Consider the following 22,668-nt stretch of genomic DNA (forward strand, 5'->3'; position numbering starts at 1 on the left):
AGTAAACAATAACATAAAATATAAAATATACTTATAATTTATAAAATTATTGAATAAACTTATGATTTTATAATAATATTCTATACAAACACATATATAAATGTAATCCAGACATGATAACAAATAAAAGGGGGGAACTGATAACTAATATAAAACCCATAATCAAATAAATATAATAATAAACAAAAAAAAATGTCAAAATGAAAAAAGTATTACAAAAACAAATAAAAAGATAATTTTGTCAAATACTAATTGAATAAAAAAAAAATTGTAGAAAGTGAGATTATGTATGATGTTATTATTATTGGAGCAGGTCCAGCTGGACTTACTGCAGGAATTTATGCTGGACGTGCAGGATTAGATGCTCTTATCATTGATCAGGGACAGAGTGGGGGTACTGCAAATACTGCTCCATTAGTTGAGAATTATCCTGGTTTTGATAAGATTCCGGGTGATGAGTTGATGAAAAATGTTTCCCAACAGGCAGGTTTATACTGTGATATTGAAGAGTTAACGATTGTTCAGGAAATAGTGAAAAGTTCTGATAATTCTTATGAAGTGGTTACTCATAAGGGTTCTTTTACTTCCAAGTATGTTATCTTGGCTACTGGTTGTGAACATAGAACTTTGGATGTTCCTGGTGTTGCCGAGTTTACTGGCAGGGGTGTGTCCTATTGTGCGGTTTGTGATGGTAATTTCTTTGTTGATCGTGAGGTGATTATTGTTGGTGGAGGAAACAGTGCTGCTACTGAGGCATTGTACTTGAATCGTATTGGTGTTAAGTGCAGTATTGTTCATAGGCGTGACAAGTTAAGGTGTGATGTTAAGCTTCAGGAAGATCTTGAAAAGAACAATGTGCCTATTTATTGGGATAGTGAGCTTAAGGAAATCAGGGGCGAAATGATGGTTGAGGAAGCAGTTATTATAAACAAAAAGACTGGCAAGGAAACAACACTCAAAGTCAATGGAGTCTTTATTGCTGTGGGCAATATTCCAAATAATAAGTTAGCACTAGATTATGGAATTAAATGTAATGAGTACGGATATATCATAACTGATGAAAATATGAAAACCAGTGATGACAACATTTATGCAGTTGGTGATGTAACAGGCGGAATAAAACAGATAGTTGTAGCAGCAGGCCAGGGTGCAATAGCCAGTGACAGCATCCAATACTTATTAATATGATTAACATGACAAACAAAGAGTTACAAGAAGAAATAATAAATGATTTAAAAAATGACTTCCCAGAAATAGAAATTGAAACAGAAAATGACAACATTATAATAAGAGCAGATACAAACACATTATGGGAAATATTTGAAATATTATACAAAGGATTAGATAATGTTGAATTTAATATGGATAAAGATAAAGATAGCCATATAATTATAAAAACATGAAAAAACGATTAACGAGGTGATGCAATGAAAAATAGGGCAGAAAGCAAATATTTAACAGATGAACAGATAAGACAACAAATAATACAAAACAGGGTAGAGGCAAAAGTTCTTGTAATATCACCAGTAGGATACCCAGTAGAAAGTAATTTCATTGAATCCCCACAAATAGAAGTGTCCAACAAGGAATTATTTGAATTATATGCCAAAGAACAGTGGAATGGATACAAAGTACATAAAAATCAGTACATATTTGACCAAAAACTGATGCCTGACTTTGCATTTCAGGTAGTGGAAGTAAGACCAGATAATTCATATATAACAAACAATACTTCAATTCTTGTCTTATCACCAGAAACAAAGGTAGAACTGGTTAAAACAAGCACTGATATTAAAATTGATGATGTTATAGGTCAACAGAAAGCTAAAGATAAAACTAGGATTATAACAAAATATTTGGAAGAACCTGAACGATTTAATGGATGGGCACCTAAAAATATATTGTTTTATGGTATGCCCGGAACAGGAAAAACCATGCTTGCACAGGCACTGGCAAATGAGTTGAACATTAATATTCAGATGATTAAAGCAACCAGTCTTATTGGTAGTCATGTTGGTGATGGTGCTTCTCAGATACATGAGTTATATAAACAGGCAAGGATTAAGAAGCCTACATTGATTTTTATTGATGAGATTGATGCTATAGCTTTGGAGAGAAAATATCAGTCATTGCGTGGTGATGTGACAGAGATTGTTAATGCTCTTCTTACTGAAATGGATGGTATAGAAGATAATGATAATGTTATTACAATTTGTGCTACTAATAATCCGGCATTGTTAGATTATGCTGTTAGAAGTCGTTTTGAAGAGGAGATTGAATTTACATTACCTGATGATAAGGATAGATTGAAAATTTTGGAAAACAATGTTAAGATATTACCTTTGGAATGTGCTTTTAATATAGATAGTGTTATTGAGAAGACTAAGGGTTTGTCTGGTAGGGATATTAAACAGAAGGTTTTGAAAACTGCTCTTCATAAGGCTATTACTGAGTCCAAGGATGTTATTGGTGATGAGGATATTGATTATGCTATTAAGGAGTGTAGGAAGGAATTTGTGAATTCTGATACTATGTTTACATAATTCTGTTTTTCTATTTTTTTTATAGAATTTAGTTATAAGTTATTAGATTTTAGTTTTTATTAAATAACTTAAAAGTTATAAGTTATTAAAGATAAGTTATAATTATATAAAAAAGTAAGAAAGAATTCCAAAAAATCCTAAAAGAAATGAACAAAAAAAGAACAAATAAAAAAATAATAATAAAATTTTAGAAAATAATAGAAAAAATAATAAAATATTAAACAATATCCAACAATCAAAAATAGTTATAAATACTATGAAAACCAAATATATAAGTAGTGAGAACGGAAAGGGTTTTCCTACTTGAAAAACCCTGAAAAAAACCGCCCTCAAAACAACCCCCAAAAACCAAAAAAAAGGGTACAAAAAAATAATTACAATAAAAGGAGATAAAATATATGTCATATGTTGACGAAGTAATTGACAAAATTACAAAAGAAAACCCAGGTGAACCTGAATTTCACCAAACACTAAACGAAGTATACAAATCAATAGAAGTAGTAGTAGACGCAAACGAAGAACAATACAGAAAAGACGCACTTCTAGAAAGACTAGCAAACCCTGAAAGACAAATAAAATTCAGAGTACCATGGGTAGACGACGAAGGCCAAGTACAAGTAAACACCGGATACAGAGTACAATTCAACAGCGCAATCGGACCATACAAAGGCGGACTAAGATTCCACCCATCAGTAAACATAGGAATCATAAAATTCCTCGGATTCGAACAAATATTCAAAAACTCACTCACAGGACTACCAATAGGCGGAGGAAAAGGAGGATCAAACTTCGACCCTAAAGGAAAATCAGACCGCGAAGTAATGGCATTCTGTCAAAGCTTCATGAACGAACTATACAGACACATCGGCCAAGACCAAGACGTACCAGCAGGAGACATAGGAGTAGGTGGCCGTGAAGTAGGATACCTATACGGACAATACAAAAGACTCACCAAACAATACGAAGGAGTACTAACCGGAAAAGGACTAACCTTCGGAGGATCACTCGCAAGAACAGAAGCAACCGGATACGGACTACTATACTTCGCACAAGAAATGCTAAAAGCAAACGGCGAAACACTAGACGGAAAAACCGTAACAGTATCAGGTTCAGGAAACGTAGCAACATATGCAATAGAAAAAGCACAACAACTAGGAGCAAAAGTAGTAACAGCATCCGACTCAACCGGATGGGTATACGACCCAGAAGGAATAGACGTAGCATTACTCAAAGACATCAAAGAAGTAAGAAGACTCAGAATGAGCGACTACGCAGCAGAAAGACCATCCGCAGAATACCATGAAGGAAAAGGAGTATGGACAATAGAAGCAGACGTAGCACTCCCATGCGCAACACAAAACGAAGTAGACATAGACGACGCTAAAAACATAGTAAACAACAACTACTTCGCACTATCCGAAGGAGCAAACATGCCAACAACACTCGAAGCAACAAAATACCTACAAGACAACGGCGTACTCTTCGGCCCAGCAAAAGCAGCAAACGCTGGAGGAGTAGCAGTATCAGCACTAGAAATGAGCCAAAACTCAGAAAGACTATCATGGACATTCGAAGAAGTAGACAACAAACTCGCAAACATCATGAAAAACATCTTCAAACAAATCCAAGACAGCTGTGCAAAATACGAACAAGGCAACGACTACGTTGCAGGTGCAAACATTGCAGGATTCGAAAAAGTTGCAGAAGCAATGCAAGGACAAGGAATCGTATAGATTCACTCACCACTCACCTCCTCTTTCACATACAAATACTCATTATATAAAAAAAATTAATTATATTTAAACACATATTCATCCAAACCAATAATGAAAAATAATAAGTTATAATTTATTAAAGTATAATTTATAATAAAACTAAAGTTTTACACAACAAAAAATATGACCAAAAAACTTGAACAAAAAATTATAACTACATCAAAAAATATTTTAACATAACAAAAAAAATGCCATAAATAAATATAATAATGATTAGGGTATTATTGTTTCTAATTCTACACAACAGATAGAAAAAAATTAACGATGCAATTAATATTTCATTCATAAGATTTGCATTATTATGAACATTTTAGTAATAGTTTTTACATAATTATTATATAATTATGAATTTTATATTAAAAAGGTGATTATTTGTCAACATTTAAATCGTTAGAGGAAGCTCGTGAAAATTTCAAAGAGGATAAGTTTGCAACTAATATGGGTGCAAGGATTGATGAATTAACAGAAGAGTATGCTGTTTGTAGTTTAGAATTGAATGATAGTCATAGAAATGCCTATGGTGGAGTTATGGGTGGGGTGATTTTTACTCTGGCTGATTTTGCTTTTGCTGTTTTATCTAATCATATTCATTCTTTGACAGTTGCTCAGAGTGTTAATATTAATTATTTGAGTGCTGCTAAGGGTGATAAATTAATTGCTAGGGCTACTTGTAGAAAAAGTGGTCGTACTACTTCTATTATTAATGTGGATATTAGTGATGATACGGGTCGTGATGTTGCCGTGTTTATTGGTAATGGGTTTAAACTTTAATCATTACATTCCCCCTTTTTGAGTTTGTTTTATTTTTTTTCCAAGAGTTTATGATAAGTTTTTAGTTATAAGTTTTTAGATTTAAGTTATAATATATATGATTAGTATAATTAACATCCTAAATCAAAAATATAAATTAAGAAAGAAAAATGTAAAGGAAATATTTTTTATGAGTAAAAAGGGTTCAGTAGAAGAAAGAGACTTAGTCAATAAATTATGGGATGCAGGTTTTGCCGCCATGCGTGCACCAGCCAGTGGAGGTGCAACAAAAAGACCATTACCAGATGTTCTTGCAGGTAACGGCAAAATATATCTGGCAATAGAAGTAAAATCCACCAGACAAGACCACATATACATTGACAATGAGAAAATAAGCAACCTACAAGAATTTTGCAACATATTTGGTGCCACACCCTATATTGGTGCTAAGTTTATCCGTAAACCTTGGAGATTTGTTAAAATAGAAGATTTACATATTACCCGTAGCGAAAATTATAGAGTCAATACAGATCTTGCTTTCAGCAAAGGTTTAGATTTTGAAGAAATAATAGGTGGTACTAAGCAGACTCGTTTAATTTAATTATTAATTTTTTTATTATAATAAGTTATAAGTAACTAAGTTAAAAATAATAATTACATAAGTTATAAAATATATAAAAAACATGGAAAAAAAAACATGTCAACACAAAAAACAAATAATAAGGAAGTACTAATATTTCACAATACTTCCTGCAGCATCACGCCTGTACTTTCCAAACTCAGAAAGTTGACTTAACTGTTTTTTATCAAATACTGGTCCTTCTACGCATACTCTGTAACCTGTATCGTCTATACAGCATTGTCCACATATTCCTAGACCGCATTTCATGTATCGGTCTAATGCTAATTGACAGTCTACATCATATTTTTGACTTAATTCTAGTAGTTTATATGACATTATTTCTGGTCCACAGCCCACGATTATGTCGTATTCTCCGGTTTGAAGCATTTGTTCTGCTAGTTCTGTGCTGAATCCTTTAAATCCTTGGCTTCCATCATCGGTACATTCATGTACTTTTATGTTTTCTTTTTCAAATTTTTCAACGAAGACTAATTCTTCTTTACAGCTTGCAGCAGATATTAGGTCAACATTATCATAGAAGGATAGTAATGGTGCTAGTGATGCTATTCCTGATCCTCCACCTACGGCTAGTATCTTCTTATAATCTGATAATTCGTATCCGTGGCCGTATGGTCCTCTGATTCCTATTTTGTCGCCGACATCTATGTTTTCATACATGTTTTCTGTGAATGGTCCTGCTTTTCTTACTGTTATACCCATTTGATTGTTTTCTTTGTCTATTACTGATATTGTCATTGGTTTTTCTGTGTTTAAGTCCCATACCATTACGAATTGTCCTGGATGTATGTCTTCTGTTATTTGGAATGGGAATATGAATGTTTTTACTGTTGGTGTTTCGATTATTGTTTCTTTTATTGTCACTACTTTTGGTACTTCATCATCATATACATTTTGAATCATCCTAAAAACACTCCTTATAGTTCATGTGATAATCCTATTATCTCGGTTATGTTGTTATATCCGTTTTCTTCTAGGAATATGCTTAGGTCGTCGGTTATGTTTTTGAATATTTCCGGGCCATCATACATTATTGATGTTCCTATTTGCAGTAGGCTTGCTCCTGCATACATGAATTCAAGCACATCCCTGTAATCTTTTATTCCACCGACTCCGAATATTGGTATGTCGACTGTTTTATATGTGTTGTATACGCATTTTAGTGCTATTGGCTTTATCATTGGCCCTGCTATTCCTCCGAGTACGTTGTTGAGTATTGGTTTTGCTGTCTGGTAGTCTATTCTTAGTCCTGGTCCTACACTATTTATTAGTGTTAGTGCGTCTGCTCCTGCTTCTTCGCTTGCTTTTGCTATTTTTGTTATGTCTGTTACGTTTGGTGTTAGTTTAACTATTATTGGTACGTCTTTTATTGCATCTTTTACGCTGCTTACTATGTTGTATGTCATTTCGGGGTCTTCGCCTATGTTTGATCCGAATCCACATTTTGCGTGTGGGCATGAAACGTTTAATTCGAATGCGTCAACTAGTTTTTTTGTTTGTTCTGCTACTTCACAGAATACTTCTTCACTATCACCATATATTGATGCTATTACTGGTGTTTCGTCTCGTATTTCTTCTAGTTCCATTAGTTCTTCCTTTTTTGCTTCGACTCCTGGGCTTGCTAGTCCTACTGAATTTATTACTCCTCCCTCTATTTTTACGATTGTCGGGTTTTCGTATCCATCGTTTGCTTCTAAGCTAAATGATTTTGTTACTATTCCACCGGCTCCTGCTCGTGCTACCATTTTCATACTGCTGGCAGTTGTTCCGAGGATTCCTGCTGCTAAAAATAGTGGGTTTTTCAGTTTCATTCCAAGAATATTAGATTTTAACATGATATTTCCTATTCCATTTTTTTTATTAGTATAATTTTTGTTTTTTAAAGTTAATTAATATTAATTAATAATACTAAAAATATTATACATGAAAGCTTTTATTACAACAACTAGTTTTGGATTTATTGCCCTGGATGAAGAATTTAGTATTGTTGATAAATTCTTGTTTGATGAAAGGCAGGTTGAATTCTTAGAGAAAGTTGAAAAGAGGGAGTTAACTGATGAAGAAGTTGAATTGATTGGACGTTTACTTGAAGATTATGATGAGGTTATCATTGAAACTAATAAGAGTAAGTCAGTTTATGATGCTTTATTTGATCAGGGAAATGTTTTTGTTGAGAATTTCACGGGTCATGGAGATTATGTTAGGGCGAATTTTGATGAAATTATTTCTTCGTTGACTGATGTTGATATAGGAAAGAGTCTTAACAGTTCTTATAATATTTTAGCTTCTCGTAAAATACGGGAGTCTGTTAAAACTAATGATGTTATGATTGTTGAGACGATTAATTCGTTAGATGAAATTGAGGAAAGTAGTGGAAAGCTGATTGAACGTTTACGTGAATGGTGTACTCCTATTCTTCCGGAGCTGGATAAGCTTCATAATCATGAGTTGTATTCCAGGATTATTGCCGAGTATACTAGTCGTGAGAATATTATTGAATCGAATGTTTTGGACAATACTCATGTTAGTTTAAATCCTGATTATAGTGTTGATATTGGTGAAGCTGATTTGATGATTATCCGGTCTTTTGCTAAGAGTGTGTATAGTTTGTATGAAACTAGGAATACTTTGGAAGAGTTTATTGATTCTAAGATTAGGGAGGTTGCTCCGAATATGTATGATGTTGCTGGGGCTAATCTTAGTGCCAAGCTTATTGCTCATACTAATGGTCTTGAGAATTTAGCTAAGCTTCCTAGTAGTACTGTTCAGATTATTGGTGCTGAGAAAGCTATTTTTAGGCATTTGAAGACTGGTGAAAATCCTCCTAAGCATGGTTTGATTTTCCAGCACCCTCTTATTCGTGGTTCTAACTGGTGGGTTAGGGGTAAATTGGCTCGTGCTGTAGCTGGTAAGATTACTATTGCGGCTCGTAAGGATGCTTTTAGTGGTGATTATGATCCAGGTTTACGTGTTGAGCTTGAGGAAAGAATTGATGAGATTAAGAAGGCACATCCTTTTCCTGAACGTAAGAAGAATAAGAAGGATGATTCTGGTGATAATGGTCGTAAGAAGAAGGGTAAGAAAGAGCGTGGAAAGAAGAAGAAACGTAATAAGAAGAAGTTAAGAAAAGGAGAATATACTTATTAAGATGAGGAGTTGAATATTATGCAGGTAATTGAGATTGGTGAAAATGTTTATCAGATTGATAACAGTATTGCTACTGTTAATTTGACTCCTGGGATTCAGGTGTATCAGGAAAAATTGATTGAATATGAGGGTAAGGAGTTACGTATCTGGAATCCTAGGCGTTCTAAGTTAGCTGCTGCTATTGTTAAGGGTTTGCATACTTTTCCGTTTAAGCATGATTCTAAGGTGTTGTATCTTGGTGCTTCTGCGGGTACTACTCCTTCGCATATTTCTGATATTTGTGTTGATGGTCGTGTGTATTCTGTTGAGTTTAGTCCTACTATGATGAGGGATTTTCTGGACGTGTCAGGTAATCGTGAGAATTTGTTTGCTATTCTTAATGATGCTACTCGTCCTCATAATTATCAGCACCTTGTTGAGAAGGTTGATGTTGTTTATAGTGATGTTGCTCAGGCTACTCAGACACAGTTGTTCCTGGATAATTTCAGACTATTTGGAAAAGATGATTGTGTTGGAATATTAATGATTAAAGCTAGAAGTATTGATGTTACCCGTAAACCAAATGATATTTTTAAAGAAGAAAAGAAACGTTTAAAAGAAGGTGGCCTGAAAGTTATTGAAGAAATAAAACTAGACCCATATGAGAAGGATCATATAGCATTTATTTGTGAAAAAAATTTCTAAAAAAAAGTATGAAAAAATTAGAAAAGGATTATAACATAGAACATACCTTCTCAACAATCCTTTTAGATATGTTCTCCTTAGTATCAAGACAATACTTCTCATAACCATCACGATCAACCAGGTAAACCTCATTATTATCAGAACCAGGCCCACCATCCTCAACCAATATATCATTAGCAACAATAATATCAGTACCATAATTATTCATACGATTAACCGCCTTTTCTATGAGAAACTCCTCACTAACACCAGCCTCGGCCTTAAAGCCAACCACAAAAGTGTCAGGATTCAAAACTTTAATCTGTTTTAAAAGCTTAGGCAACCTAGTAAAATGCACAGTAACATCATCATCCGATGAAATCTTATTTTCACAAACATCACCCACCGAAAAATCAGATATAGCAGCTGCCGAAACATAAACATCAGAACAGACAACTTTTTCTTTTAAAACATCCATCATTTCACGAGTAGACTCAACATCAATCCGGTGAAAAAGCTTAGGAACATGAGTTCTTATAAGACCACAGATAAGTGTGACATTTGCTCCCTGCCGGTAGGCTTCCTTAGCAATTTCAACACCCATCTTACCAGAACTTCTATTGGTTATACCCCTCATAGCATCCATAGCTTCAAAGGTAGCACCAGTAGATACTAAAACATTCTTACCAGCAAGCTTCTGATTACCAGTTAATCTTTCAACTTCCAGGACAATATCATGCCTTGATGGAAACTTAGCCTTACGTTCAGATTCATTAGGCTCCATAAAATAGACATGCTCATTATCTTCCTTAATCTTCTCAACATTATCACTGATTGCTTCATACATTGATATGTGCATTGAAGGAACAAATAAGATGGGAGTATCATAACCACTAGCAGTTAAGAGCAATGTTGTGACTGTTGTATCTGCAATTTTATGTGCAAACTTGCTGATAGTGTTTGCAGTTGCTGGAGCTACTAGTATCAAGTCTGCCTGTGCTCTTGTTACATGTTCCACATAACCAGTAATCTTGGTTATTACAGGATTTTTTGTGGCAAACTCCATGGAGAGTGGAGTTATGATCTCTGTGGCGGCTTCTGTCATGAAGCATTCCACTTCATATCCATGTCTTTTTAATTCATGAACTAATTTTAAATCTTCTGTAGCGGCTATGCTGCCTGTTATACATAATATTATCTTCATCTTATCGCCTTATTATGAAAAGAACCTGTTTACTTGTTCCATGAATGTTGATGCTAATGAACCATCATATGTTGGGTCGTTTTTTAGTTTGAATGTTCCCATTATTAAGTCATAACTGGACCTTTGTGATTCGTATGATTCCAGTGGTGCTGAGAAGAGTACTACATACATTTTTCCGTTGCTCATTTTTATCCATGTTGCAACATGTTCTTTTTGTGTTCCATCTGCCTCGTTTACAAGGTATCTGTGTACTATTACTGACTGGTTGTTTATTGTGGTTTTTACTTCCTGGATATTCACATAGTTCGGTGATTTAACCAGATTTTTATTATTGTTACTGCATGCTTCCTGTATGTCTGCTCCAAGTTCTAATGGTACTTGCTGTACTACTGCTGATATTTTAGGATTTTGTTTATCTGCTACTGCTCCTATTGATCCTTCTGCTACGCTGTTTACTACTTGCCAGCTTTCAGGGTATTGGAATGTAATACCGTTTGATTCGAATGTTTCTCCGGATTTGAACAGGTCGTCTGTTATGCATCCAGATAATGAAACTACTATTACTATCAGTATTGGTATTAGTATTATTGTTTTGTTTATTTTCATGTATTACACCCCCCTAATTACCGGAACTTGAACTTGAACCTGAACCTGAGCTACTCGAACTTGATCTTGAACTAGAACCTGAGCTGCCCGAACTTGATCTACCACTACTTCCATAGCTACTGCTGCTTGATGAACTAGAACTACTTGAAGATGACTTCTTATAGTTAGAATATGATTTCTTAGAATATGTCTTAGTCTTATTATAAGTTATATTTGCAGTATTATTAGTCATATTTGAAGCATTTAATGTTGTTGAATCTGCTGAAAAAGCAGTGTCTGATACTGTTACATTAGGTGAAGTGTTTGCTTGAGAATTATTTATAGCAGTAATTCCCGCAATTATTCCAATACCAAATGCCAACAATAAGAACAGTATGATAAATGCCCTCTTGGTTGTGCTACTGAACATGTTAGCACGCTGTATCTGTCCATAATCTTTTCCTTCACTTTTAGAGTACTGGTCTACAAATTCATCATATAACTCTTCTTTTTTAGCCTTTTTTTCTTTTATGAGTGAAGGTTTGAATCCTTTAGATTCCTGAAGTTTCGATACTGTTTCCTTGTTACCTAATTTTCTTTCATAACGTATACGTAGTGTATCATATTCATCTAATGTTATGTTTCCTTTATTTTTTTCTTCTTCCAATTCTTTTAATTTTCTTTCTATATTATGTCGAGAGCTTCCTCTTGCTATGCTAATTCCCCCCAACAGTTATAGTTGAATAAGAACCTAGTACCTTAAGGATACTGACTTCTTCTTCAATTGCAGATAATGTTCTGTTTATATGAGGCTCATTTATATGTCCCTGCATATCAATAAAAAACAAGTATTTGCCCATGCCCTTTTTTGAAGGTCTGGATTCAATTCGAGTAAGGTTTATGTTTTCCTGAGCAAAAAGTCGTAACACTTCATAAAGTCCTCCGGGCTTATCTCCTTTTAATAAGATAATTATTGATGTTTTATCATGTCCTGTGACTTCTTCTTGAGATTTTTTTGAAATTATTACGAAACGTGTAATGTTATTATCATAATCCTGAATGTTTTTATCTATTATTTCTAGATTATATTTCTCTGATAATATTTCATTACCTATTACTGCGGCGGTGGATAATTCTGTTACATAACGAGCAGCATTTGCCGTGCTTGACATTGCATGAACTTGTTTGTTTATGTTGTTTATATAATGTCTGCATTGAGCTAGTGCTTGTTGATGAGAACAGATTACGAATATGTCATCCAAGGTTTTTCCTTTCTGTGCTAAAAGATTCTGTTTTATTGGTAATTCTAATTCTTTGTATATCTTCAGATTATATTGTGTTAAAGCATCTAGTGTTACGAGTACTGATCCTTCTGTTGAATTTTCAATTGGCACTACTGCTTCGTCTATTTCATCATTTTCTAATGATTCGAAGATATGAATTATATTATCATAGGGCACTATTTCAGTATCCTTATCTATAACTTTTAGTACGGCTTCATGGGAAAATGTGCCTTCTGGTCCCAGGTATCCTACTTGTTTATTTTTTTTCATTATTATATAATATGTTTAAATATCTTGTTAATGTTTGTGAAAAAATAGGGTGTACATTTTTTTTGCTTGGAGGTTAATGCTAATGAAAATATAAAAATATTAAAAGAGGAAATAAAACTATTTTTAGTAGTTTCCTCTTTTTCTGTTGTAGTCATAGATGTATTTGAGTATGTCTGTTTTTGAAACAATACCCTGTACCTTGTTTTTGTCATCAGATACTGGCATTCCACTGAATTCTTTTTCAATCATTATTTTTGCAACTTCTGCTATTGAAGCATCTTTTGTGGTTGTTTCAATTGTCTGTGACATTACTTCCTGTATGAAGAGGTTTCTTATCTGTGAGTGCTGATATTTTTCAGGTACTCGTTTTTTGAAGTCTATGATTGTTTTTGCCATGTCTTTTGCTGTGAATATGCCTATGATGATTCCATTGTTTACTACAACTAGTCTTGCAATGTCGTTATCTATCATTAATCTTCTTGCATGTACTAATCTTTCATCTGGATTAATGGTTATTACACGTTTTGTCATTACGTCTTTGATTGGTGTTTCTGAGTATGCGTCGGTGTTTGCTTCTTTGAGGAAGTCTGTTTTTGTCACCATACCTACTATTTTGTCACCATCAGTTATTGGTATTCCACCTATATGGTTTTCCACCATCTTTTTAAGAACTTGTACTTTTGATTCTTCAACATTTGCTGTTATTACTTCATCGGTCATGATTGTTGAAATTCTCATGTGTGAAAGTGGAACTTCTTCGTATTTTGCTGAAGCAATTTTTGTTGCCATGTCTTTTTCTGTTATGATTCCTACAAGTTCGTCTGTTTTTGGAGAAATGACTGGTAATCTTGAAATTTTATGTTTACTCATCAGTTTTAAAGCATCATTTATTGTTTGATCTTTACGTACTGTGATAATATCTTTAGCCATTACTTTATCTATTGTCATTTAAATCAACTCCATTTATTTTTTAAACAATATAATTAATTCTATGGTTTTCTAGATATAAATAAATATTTCTTAGTTTTGAATATTTTTGTAGAAAATCTTTATTTATTATTGGATTACTGATTTTAGTAAGTCTCTTATTGTTATTATTCCGACCAGTTTTCCTGTTTCATCGTCTGTTACTGTTAAACCTCTGATATTGTCTTTGAACATTTTATCTGCTACTTGGTCTAGTTTATCATATTTGGATACGCTTATAACATCTTTAACCATTAATTCTTCGATGGATACGTTTACCACATCATCTCCTTCATTTGAGAATAGTTTTGCGAATAGTTTGTGTTCTCCGATGTATTTAAGAATGTCTGATGCTGTTACAAATCCTAGTAATTTTTCTTCTTTACTGGCTGATTTTACATCTTCCCCTACTATTGGTATTCTTCTTATGGAGTTTCTTACCATTATTTTTGTTATTGCTTCTATTTTTGTTCCTGGAGTTGTTGTTATTAGGTTGGTTGCCATTACATCCTGTACTTCAACTGAGGATATTAGTGTTTGTAATTTTTTTACTACATCTCCTTCTGTTACCATTCCAACTATTTCTTCTTCACTGTTTATTATTGGGAATCCGCCTATGTCTTCTTCTAACATTAGTGTTGCTGCATCTATTATTGTGTCCTTGTTTGTCATGGTTTTTACGCCGGTTGTCATGATTTCTTTTATTGGTGCGTTGATTGCTGATAGGAAGTTTCCTTTATGTTTTTCTGTTATTAGATTGTATTTTTTTCCTCCTCCAAAGAAATCTAGTATATCCATTGTGGTTACGATTCCTAAGAGTTTTCCTGTTCCTGGATCAGTTATAGGTACTCTTCTTATATCTTTTTGACTCATAAGGTTTGCTATTTCAATTATTGTTGAGCTTTGTGAAGCAGTTACAACGTCCTTATATGCTATTTTCATGATGTCGCCGTCATTTTCTGCTTTTTTAGTTTGTAAGTCTAGGTTATCGTATGTTTTTAATTTTTTGATTAATTTATTTTTCATTGTTTTGTCTCTCCTTGTGTTTTGGTTTAATTTTTATAATATAATTGAAATTTGTTTTATACTAATATTTTTTTTTTAATCATCTGAGTCATCTATACAATCAGAGCAGATGTATTTTCCGTCAATTTCTTCTAGTTGACCGTATACACCACAGTTTTCACATACTCCTTCGTCGAGGTTTTCATCGTAATCTATTGAATAACTTGCACCGTCTTGGTAATTCTTATCATCTATACTTTTTTGTTCTATGAATATTTCGATAAGTTCTGGTGATACTCGGACTATGTCTGTGAGTGTTATTATTCCTTTGAATTCTTCTTTGTCAAAGACTAATAATACTTTGCGATTGTTTTTAATCATTAATGAAGAAGCTTCATATAATGTTGAGTCTATGTCTGTTTCCACATATTTGTCCATTACCATTCCCGCAGTTATGTCCTGTGGTGAAATATTTTTTGATACAACCTTTGAAATAATACTGTTGGTTGTTACTATTCCCTCTACTTTGTCATCTTCTATAACCACGGAACTAATATCGTTTTTAGTCATTATGTCTGCAATATCGGATATTGCTGTGTCACTTGTTGCTGTTATTACATCGTATGTTACAGCATCTTTAATACTAAAATTGTTATCCATTTCTAATTCCATGTTTATCACTACTCCGAGTTAAAAATTTTTTAGTAACATAATTATTATTATGTTGTTTATAATATACTTATTCTTTTATTATGTGGAGTGTTTTTAGTGTATTATTTAATTTTTTTGTGTGCGAACTATTTTTTCTGGTTTTATGTTTGGTTTAGGTGTGTACTGTTTATTTTTGTATAATCTGCTTGTTTTTTATGTTAAATGATTAATTAAGGGTTTTGATTAAGGGAAATTTTTTAGAGTGGTGAGAAAATTTTAAATAGTATAAAAACCTAATAGTATGAAGTTTGAATTTAGTTGTATTGGAAATTATCGGCTTATCTTATTTGTTAGTGTGTTATTGTGAGTAACTGGTGTTGAGGGTTGTGTGTTCTGGGAAAAAAATAGTTAATATATGGTGGGTGGTTATGTTATTCTATTTCCATGTATTTGTGGATTTGGGGGATTATTGCTACTTTGAAATGTTTTCCTATTGTTTCGGATATTTTGAATAGGTTTTCTTTATTTTTCCATAGTGACATTGGACTTACTGGTTGCACTATTATCTCCACATTGCTACTTACCCCGGGTATTAAATCCTTCAAAATATCTTCAATAATCTGGGTGGAAGTTGTTGGAGATACAACTATTTTAATATAATATTGAATATTATTGTCTTCCATTATTTGTATGGATTTTAACTCATTATCATATACATTTAACCATTCATCTTCACTGTTAAAATGTTCCGGTAATTTAATATCCATCGAAACAATATCAATGACATCACACAACTTTGCCAAATTATCCGGCAAAGAAGCATTAGTTTCGAGCATGGCCCTGTAACCATATTCGCTGAGAAAATCATGAATATAATCACAGTGAAGCAAAGGCTCGCCACCAGTAATTTCAAGGGAATCAACATCAACAGTCATAAGACTCTGAATTTCTTCATTTAATTCCTCAAAGGAATAATACCTTCCAACATCCACATTTTTACTATCCTGGGTATCACAGTACTTACAATCAATATTACATCCGGCAAAACGAATAAATATCTGACGTTTACCAATCAATAAACCTTCACCCTGAATACTGGAAAATATTTCAATTATTTTAGATTTAATAAGAATAACCCCAATTATTTGTTAAGAATATGACGATAAGTAGCTCCCTGACCGATACCTTCATTGACGCGTACTTCTATATATTCCAGGGTATCCATATCACTAAGTTCTTCAACAATCTTATCAGTAATATAAACAGATAATGATTCTGCAGTAGTAGAAGGTATTGGCAGTAATAGTGCATCCTGTTTTGGAAGCTTATATTCCAGACAGTCCAGGACTGTGAATTCCACCGATTTATCATTATCAAGGGTAATTTCCAAATCAGGACTATCCACTGGTATCAGTACTCTGTGATCTAGTGACTTGCAGATTTTCCTAGCAATACTCTTTAAAATTTTGAAGTCTATTACGAAGCCGAATTTTCCACTTCTTTCTCCGGACACTTCCACATCCACTATGTAACTGTGTCCATGTATTTTTCCGCATGATTCGTGTCCTATTACCATGTGTGCTGCTGAAAATCTTAAATTTGCATGAATTCCATCTAAATTTACTTTCATATCATTTATCCTCCTAGAATACTTTTGTTTTTGTAATGTCTTTATCTATTGTTTCTATCATTTCTATATAAGCTTGTGCTATTTCATCCTGTAGGTTGTGAATGTCGTTATGGCTTAGATTATTATCTTCTAAGGCTGATGTTTGAACATCATCAGGTGTTCCTTTTGTTGTAATGTTTAATGCAAAGTGCATTTTCATGCTGCTGATTGATGCTGTGGCTATGGATACTGATAGTTTTTTATTGTCTATGAATATGTCATCTCCGTCTTGTGTGGTTTTGATTCCGTAATTTAGTAGTTTGTCTCTTGTTATCATTACTAGGATTCTTTGTCTGTGGTATGCTAGTTTCAGGTTTCCTGGTTGTTCGTCGAAGTGTTCTACTATGAAGTTTAGCATGTTGTCTCCTTTAATATCTAGGCCTACATCTTCATAGTCTATTAGGTTATCGCCTAGTATGTTCATTGGTCCTATCCATGATACTATTGTTGAATCTTTTACTTTAAATTCCTGAAATGCCCATGATGGATTTATTTGACTTCCATCATATTCGTTTCCATCTTCCCATTTTAAGTACTGCATTTTATCACTCATTATTTACTTATATTTTTAGGATGTATTAATTTTAATGATAATTGATCAATGCTATCAAGTTAAGGATTTCTTCTTTTTAATATCTTATTTTTCTATTTAATCACCATTTTTAACTTTATTTTTACTTAATTCTTCATATTATATTATTATACTTTATACTACTAATTGTTTTTTATTTATATCTATTTTTAAGTATTAATTATAGTTAATTTTATATATTACTTATTATATAGTTTTATTTAAGTAATTAGATATGTTAATAGTTTTTATTTGATGTATTGTCAAGTTTTTGTTATTTATATTTGTTTTTGGTGTGATTTATTATGTGTTTCATGTCTTTTGTTTCTGATTAGATAGTGTCAACACTTGTGGGTATGAATTTCATATTACAATATAGTTACAAAAGTATGAAGTTAAATTTGATGTTATAAATTTGTTTTTTATCGCCCCTTGTGGGCGTGCTTCAAAAAATAAGTGATAATTAGGTTTATATAGTAAAAAGGAGAGATATTATATTATGAAATCCCAAAATACCTCTCCTATTAATAATTATGACGACAAACAATATAAACTTGACGATTATTTTGATGAACTACCTAAGCAATGTAGCCGAAAAGAATATATAGAAGATAAAATTGAAAAATTAAATTCCAATTTAACGATCTTTAAACTTAATGATACGTATCATTTAAAACAGAAACATGTTTATTGTCCTGAATGTTATTCTAAAGATATAAATGAAAAAGGATATTACTCTAGAGGAATATTATTAATGGATTATGGTCTTGTTGATTGTAAAATTAAACGATACAAATGTAAACATTGTGGAAACGATTTTTCAGCAGATATTTCTTCTATTGTAAAACCTAATTTTACAGTATCAAATGAAGTATTAGACATTGTAGAAACATATTACTCAATTGACTTCACAAATGTCAGAAAAATCAGAGAATTCTTTGAAAAAGTTCATGGAATTAAGATATCCCATCAAGAAATTCAAGACATCTTAGTCGATTATCATATTCATTTTAATCCAAATATTAAAGAATATTCAGGATATTATGCATTTGATGCTTTATGGATAAAAATAAAAGAAATCAGTGATAAATACGTGTTTTTATTAGCATTAGTTGATGTGTGTCATGATACTATTGTAGCTTATAAAGTTGTTGAACATGAAACAGAAGAAGAAGTACTAAAATTTCTCAAAGAAGCCACATCAAATCAAGAACGAAAAGCCATTACAACAGACTTAAAACCCGAATACATGTCTCCCATCAATGCTTTAGGATTTAAACATCAATTTTGTAAATTCCATTTTAAACAAAATAACAATAGAATTATCAGAAAATATGTTAAAGATAACAATCTACCTGAAGAAAAAATAAAAGAATATAAAAAGTTTTTACCAGAATTATATGAAATATATGATGTAAAAACTCAAACAGAAGTAGCAAAAATCGTAAAAAACTTGAAAAAGAAAATAAATGACTTTCCCGAAGTTATTCAATACATAATTAATGAAAAATCAGCACCGTATTTTAAAAACTTAACATATTTCCTTGAAAATGCAAAAATCGAAAGCACAAGCAATATCCTAGAAAGAATATTTGAAGATCTTGCTCCAAAGCATGTGAAAAAATGTTATAAAACTATAAAAGGATTTTTATCAAGATTTAACTTAAAATTAAAGCGATGGGATGAGAGAAATGCGATTTACTGAAATGATGTTAAAATACCCACACATCTTGACACCACCTCTGATTATCTGGAAAAAATTAATAAGTATTGTTGTAGAAAATATGTATTAGATGATGTTCATTTTACTCGTAAGCGTAAAATTGGGATGGATGATTTGATTCTTCATCTTATTACCAATAAAAACCGTGCTAATGTTGTAGAATGTTTATCTTTTTATAAAGAACTTAAACAGGATGATTTTGTGACTATTACTCCTCAAGCTTTTAGTGAAAAACGACAATATTTGGATCCAAGAGTATTTGTTGATATGAATTCTGATTTGATGTCTGATATTTATAATCAAAGTGATGAATTAAAGGAATATAAAGAATATTGGGTATTTGGTTGTGATACAAGTGTTATTGATTGTCCTAATACACCTTTAACTAAAAAAGAATGGGATGTTCCAAAAGATAATCCTATCCACGAATATCGTAGTAGAGCAAGAATTTCTGCCATTACTGATGATTTAAATCATTTTATTCTATCTTCAGAAATAGTTCCTAAAAATACATCAGAAGTAGAGTTAGCAATAAACCACATAAACGATTTAAAAGATAAGATAACTCTCAATAAGAGTATAACAGTATATGACCGAGGATATAACAGTACAAAACTAATATTATATCACTTGATTAACAAATCAAACTTCATAATAAGATTAAAAAAGGACACCTATAAAAATCAACGAGCAAAAATGCTATCAGATGATGAAAACATAGAAATCAAAGTCAAAAAAATTCATAAAAAAGATTTAACACCTGAAGAAAAAATAATTGCTAAAAGTATAGGAAACCCACAAATAAGAGTAGTGAACATACCAGTAACAAGATCCAATGGAGAAACATACATAGAATCATTAATAACCAATCTTCCACAAGAAAAATTTACCCCAGAAGACCTTAAAAGATTATATGGAACCAGATGGGAAACAGAAATCAATTTCGACAGATTAAAAAACAGATTAGACATAGAAAACTTCTCAGGACAAAAGAAAATAACTATACAACAAGACTTTTACAGCCACATATTCATTTTCAACATACTAATGGCAACATACAATGACGCCACACAACAAATAAACCGAAAATCACGAAAAGAAGTACAAGAAAAACTAGAATACAAACCAAACTTAAACACAATAATAGGACTAATAAGAAAATACCTATTAAAACTAGTATTCGAAGATAAAGCAACACGGACAAAAATAATAAAGCACATAACAGAAATAGCATCCAAAAGTTTAGTCACAACAAAAATAAGCCCACCCCCAAACACCAACAACAGACTAGCACAAGACCCAACAAACAAACACCCCGGAAACAACAGAAAACCATAAAAAAACAAAATGAAAAAAAAGTTACTTCAACACAAAATCCTTAACTTGATAGCATTGATAATTGATAGTGGGGGGGGGGTGGATGTTTTGTTTTATGGTGGGGGAGTTTAGTATGTGATGATAAATTTTGAAAAATAAATAGTGTGTAATGTACATATAGTATGTGTGAAATAAAAGTTTATGACACCAAAATATAATTTATTAAAATAACATTAAATTTACTGATATTTATGCCATTAACATTGAATATAAATAAGGCAGTGATGCATTAAATTAATGTTTGTATTGGAGGGAAAAAAATAAAAGTATTATAAAGTTTCATTAACCCTATCAATATCAAACTTAGCAGTACTTGCAATAGCCATAACAGCCATAACACCAGCCTGAACAGGATCAGTAACAACCAAATCAGCATGATCCCTTACTGAACCCACCATATTTAAACTAATAACCTTTACGCCATAATTCTCTTTAATTTCATCAATAGCATCCACAATAGAACCACCCATCAATGAACCTGCAAGTACCAGTCCACTTACGCGTGGAAGACTGCCAACAGCACGTACCGCTTCTGCTAATTTTTGTTCACCTGCCAGTGGTATGGTATCAATACTTATACGTTCACCCCTAATATTATGACGATCAGCCTCTGTTATAGCACCAAGCGCTACCTGAGACACCTGTGCCCCACCGCCGATTATGATGATACGCTTCCCCCATACCTGATCCATTGAGGGTGACTTGCTTATTTCTTTAACCTCTGATAGATTATTCAGCTCATTAATTACATTATCCAAAGACTCTACTTCTTCAATTTCCATGTAAATATGTGCATTATCTATAGAATCTTTGTGCATATGTGTATAAACAATATTTATATTGTTTTGAGCTATAAAATCTGTTATTTTTCTTAGAACTCCTGGTTTATCGATAGTTTTTATGTTTATTGCATTTACCATTTTTATCACCATAAAAATAAAGATTTGAATCAATTATGACTAATTATTCCTAGTTAATGTTTTGTAGAAAATATTTATAATATTTATTTCATCTCTTTTAATTCAGCCATGAAAAAATAATAAAAAATATTTTAATGAAAATAAAGCAATCTTTATATACTACGTTATTAAATATAATAACTGTGGAACAAAACCACAATAAGAATAACAATTAAAGTAAGGGTATTGTTATTAAGATTAAAAATTAATAAATTTAGACCCCTAAAATATATATTCAAGTAAAAATAAGGAAAATATTCACCATTTGATGAATTCTTGAATGACAATATCCTTTGCACATCCCACAAGAATATACAAAACTTGACATTCTTTTTTTTATAAATTTTTAAAATGCTTTAAAAAACAGTAGAACATAAAACATTACTTAATAAAAAATAATTCTCAATAAAAATAGTAAAATTAATTAAAAATAGGAAATGAATCCTCTTTTAATAGCTATCCATACGGAAAACTTTCATAACTTTTCCAAAAAAGCCCATTTCTTCTTGTTTTTTGACTTTCTTAGGAATAGCATTGTTTGGTAGTCTTACCTCATATCCACAATTTGGACATAAAACTTTGTCTCCTCCACAACCACAAGTACAATCAAGTAATTCTTCCTTGGATTCGTCAAATTCGTGTCCACATAATCTACATGATATCATATTATTAGCCTCATGTTATTTTTTAAATACTTCTTTAAGTTTTTTTAAGAATGATTCTTCATCAAATTCTTGTTGGCGTAGCTCTTTAGGAACTGGAACATCATGTCCACAGTTAGGACATAATACATTACTTCCATGACAATCTCCAAATCCACACTTAAAGTCACATGGTCCCACAGTTTTTTCATCAAACTTGTTACCACATAACATGCATTGTATCAT

The 22,668-nt window shown here is 32.2% G+C and carries 25 protein-coding genes; 10 read left to right on the plus strand and 15 right to left on the minus strand.

Features of this window, described 5'->3' with window-relative positions:
* Nucleotides 1–285: 285 nt before the first annotated feature.
* The 6 genes from PXD04_RS21790 (at nucleotide 286) to hjc (ending at nucleotide 5,669) form a co-directional block, all read left to right on the plus strand.
* On the plus strand, nucleotides 286–1,188 hold the full coding sequence (locus tag PXD04_RS21790; RefSeq protein WP_323736903.1) for an NAD(P)/FAD-dependent oxidoreductase: 903 nt from the start codon (nucleotides 286–288) through the stop codon (nucleotides 1,186–1,188).
* A 5-nt stretch (nucleotides 1,189–1,193) separates the two neighbouring features.
* The gene (locus PXD04_RS21795; protein ID WP_323736904.1) at nucleotides 1,194–1,403 is read left to right on the plus strand and encodes a hypothetical protein; all 210 of its coding nucleotides are present in this window, start codon (nucleotides 1,194–1,196) and stop codon (nucleotides 1,401–1,403) included.
* Nucleotides 1,404–1,427: 24 nt separating this feature from the next.
* A complete protein-coding gene (locus PXD04_RS21800) occupies nucleotides 1,428–2,543 on the plus strand; it encodes an AAA family ATPase (RefSeq protein WP_323736905.1) in 1,116 nt (371 codons plus the stop codon).
* Between the two features lie 398 nt (nucleotides 2,544–2,941).
* On the plus strand, nucleotides 2,942–4,276 hold the full coding sequence (gdhA, locus tag PXD04_RS21805; RefSeq protein WP_323736906.1) for an NADP-specific glutamate dehydrogenase: 1,335 nt from the start codon (nucleotides 2,942–2,944) through the stop codon (nucleotides 4,274–4,276).
* 480 nt (nucleotides 4,277–4,756) lie between these two features.
* Nucleotides 4,757–5,089: a PaaI family thioesterase gene (locus PXD04_RS21810; protein WP_323736907.1), complete on the plus strand. Its 333-nt coding sequence runs from the start codon at nucleotides 4,757–4,759 to the stop codon at nucleotides 5,087–5,089.
* 169 nt (nucleotides 5,090–5,258) lie between these two features.
* Nucleotides 5,259–5,669 carry a Holliday junction resolvase Hjc gene (hjc, locus tag PXD04_RS21815; protein WP_323736908.1) on the plus strand — a complete coding sequence of 137 codons (411 nt, stop codon included), beginning with the start codon at nucleotides 5,259–5,261 and terminating at the stop codon, nucleotides 5,667–5,669.
* Between the two features lie 129 nt (nucleotides 5,670–5,798).
* Here the strand turns inward: hjc and PXD04_RS21820 are convergent, their stop codons facing one another.
* On the minus strand, nucleotides 5,799–6,611 hold the full coding sequence (locus PXD04_RS21820; protein WP_323736909.1) for a dihydroorotate dehydrogenase electron transfer subunit: 813 nt from the start codon (nucleotides 6,609–6,611) through the stop codon (nucleotides 5,799–5,801).
* A 14-nt stretch (nucleotides 6,612–6,625) separates the two neighbouring features.
* Nucleotides 6,626–7,543 (minus strand): dihydroorotate dehydrogenase, encoded by a 918-nt coding sequence (locus PXD04_RS21825; RefSeq protein ID WP_323736910.1) that lies wholly within the window; start codon nucleotides 7,541–7,543, stop codon nucleotides 6,626–6,628.
* A gap of 88 nt (nucleotides 7,544–7,631) precedes the next feature.
* On the opposite strand from PXD04_RS21825, the gene PXD04_RS21830 reads away from it, so the two are divergent.
* Complete coding sequence (locus PXD04_RS21830; RefSeq protein ID WP_323736911.1) at nucleotides 7,632–8,855, plus strand: ATP-binding protein; 1,224 nt, start codon at nucleotides 7,632–7,634, stop codon at nucleotides 8,853–8,855.
* 18 nt (nucleotides 8,856–8,873) lie between these two features.
* On the plus strand, nucleotides 8,874–9,539 hold the full coding sequence (locus tag PXD04_RS21835; protein WP_323736912.1) for a fibrillarin-like rRNA/tRNA 2'-O-methyltransferase: 666 nt from the start codon (nucleotides 8,874–8,876) through the stop codon (nucleotides 9,537–9,539).
* Nucleotides 9,540–9,567: 28 nt separating this feature from the next.
* Here PXD04_RS21835 and coaBC read toward each other — a convergent pair whose 3' ends face one another.
* The 10 genes from coaBC to PXD04_RS21885 form a co-directional block, all read right to left on the minus strand.
* Nucleotides 9,568–10,722: a bifunctional phosphopantothenoylcysteine decarboxylase/phosphopantothenate--cysteine ligase CoaBC gene (gene coaBC, locus PXD04_RS21840; protein ID WP_323736913.1), complete on the minus strand. Its 1,155-nt coding sequence runs from the start codon at nucleotides 10,720–10,722 to the stop codon at nucleotides 9,568–9,570.
* A gap of 12 nt (nucleotides 10,723–10,734) precedes the next feature.
* Nucleotides 10,735–11,328 (minus strand): PsbP-related protein, encoded by a 594-nt coding sequence (locus PXD04_RS21845; RefSeq protein ID WP_323736914.1) that lies wholly within the window; start codon nucleotides 11,326–11,328, stop codon nucleotides 10,735–10,737.
* A gap of 13 nt (nucleotides 11,329–11,341) precedes the next feature.
* A complete protein-coding gene (locus tag PXD04_RS21850) occupies nucleotides 11,342–11,974 on the minus strand; it encodes a hypothetical protein (RefSeq protein WP_323736915.1) in 633 nt (210 codons plus the stop codon).
* Between the two features lie 49 nt (nucleotides 11,975–12,023).
* Nucleotides 12,024–12,860 carry a prephenate dehydratase gene (pheA, locus tag PXD04_RS21855; protein ID WP_323736916.1) on the minus strand — a complete coding sequence of 279 codons (837 nt, stop codon included), beginning with the start codon at nucleotides 12,858–12,860 and terminating at the stop codon, nucleotides 12,024–12,026.
* A gap of 123 nt (nucleotides 12,861–12,983) precedes the next feature.
* The gene (locus PXD04_RS21860; RefSeq protein WP_323736917.1) at nucleotides 12,984–13,808 is read right to left on the minus strand and encodes an HPP family protein; all 825 of its coding nucleotides are present in this window, start codon (nucleotides 13,806–13,808) and stop codon (nucleotides 12,984–12,986) included.
* A gap of 108 nt (nucleotides 13,809–13,916) precedes the next feature.
* Nucleotides 13,917–14,852, minus strand: coding sequence for a CBS domain-containing protein (locus PXD04_RS21865; RefSeq protein WP_323736918.1), 936 nt, complete (start codon nucleotides 14,850–14,852; stop codon nucleotides 13,917–13,919).
* 75 nt (nucleotides 14,853–14,927) lie between these two features.
* Nucleotides 14,928–15,503 carry a cyclic nucleotide-binding/CBS domain-containing protein gene (locus PXD04_RS21870; RefSeq protein WP_323736919.1) on the minus strand — a complete coding sequence of 192 codons (576 nt, stop codon included), beginning with the start codon at nucleotides 15,501–15,503 and terminating at the stop codon, nucleotides 14,928–14,930.
* Nucleotides 15,504–15,913: 410 nt separating this feature from the next.
* On the minus strand, nucleotides 15,914–16,627 hold the full coding sequence (locus PXD04_RS21875) for a 7-carboxy-7-deazaguanine synthase QueE (protein ID WP_323737403.1): 714 nt from the start codon (nucleotides 16,625–16,627) through the stop codon (nucleotides 15,914–15,916).
* A complete protein-coding gene (locus tag PXD04_RS21880; protein WP_323736920.1) occupies nucleotides 16,624–17,112 on the minus strand; it encodes a 6-pyruvoyl tetrahydropterin synthase family protein in 489 nt (162 codons plus the stop codon). Before PXD04_RS21880 ends, PXD04_RS21875 begins: the two co-directional genes overlap by 4 nt.
* A 13-nt stretch (nucleotides 17,113–17,125) precedes the next feature.
* Nucleotides 17,126–17,692: a DUF366 family protein gene (locus PXD04_RS21885; RefSeq protein WP_409988259.1), complete on the minus strand. Its 567-nt coding sequence runs from the start codon at nucleotides 17,690–17,692 to the stop codon at nucleotides 17,126–17,128.
* A 529-nt stretch (nucleotides 17,693–18,221) separates the two neighbouring features.
* On the opposite strand from PXD04_RS21885, the gene PXD04_RS21890 reads away from it, so the two are divergent.
* Both PXD04_RS21890 and PXD04_RS21895 read left to right on the plus strand, forming a co-directional pair.
* Nucleotides 18,222–19,427, plus strand: a complete 1,206-nt coding sequence (locus PXD04_RS21890) for a hypothetical protein (RefSeq protein WP_323736922.1) — start codon at nucleotides 18,222–18,224, stop codon at nucleotides 19,425–19,427.
* Between the two features lie 54 nt (nucleotides 19,428–19,481).
* Nucleotides 19,482–20,783: an IS4 family transposase gene (locus PXD04_RS21895; RefSeq protein WP_323737404.1), complete on the plus strand. Its 1,302-nt coding sequence runs from the start codon at nucleotides 19,482–19,484 to the stop codon at nucleotides 20,781–20,783.
* A gap of 308 nt (nucleotides 20,784–21,091) precedes the next feature.
* Here the strand turns inward: PXD04_RS21895 and PXD04_RS21900 are convergent, their stop codons facing one another.
* The 3 genes from PXD04_RS21900 to PXD04_RS21910 form a co-directional block, all read right to left on the minus strand.
* On the minus strand, nucleotides 21,092–21,742 hold the full coding sequence (locus tag PXD04_RS21900) for a DUF5612 domain-containing protein (RefSeq protein WP_323736923.1): 651 nt from the start codon (nucleotides 21,740–21,742) through the stop codon (nucleotides 21,092–21,094).
* Nucleotides 21,743–22,230: 488 nt separating this feature from the next.
* Complete coding sequence (locus PXD04_RS21905) at nucleotides 22,231–22,446, minus strand: hypothetical protein (protein ID WP_323736924.1); 216 nt, start codon at nucleotides 22,444–22,446, stop codon at nucleotides 22,231–22,233.
* Nucleotides 22,447–22,461: 15 nt separating this feature from the next.
* A complete protein-coding gene (locus PXD04_RS21910) occupies nucleotides 22,462–22,668 on the minus strand; it encodes a hypothetical protein (RefSeq protein ID WP_323736925.1) in 207 nt (68 codons plus the stop codon).

The sequence above is a fragment of the Methanosphaera sp. ISO3-F5 genome (assembly GCF_034480035.2).
In the GTDB taxonomy this organism is placed as follows: domain Archaea; phylum Methanobacteriota; class Methanobacteria; order Methanobacteriales; family Methanobacteriaceae; genus Methanosphaera.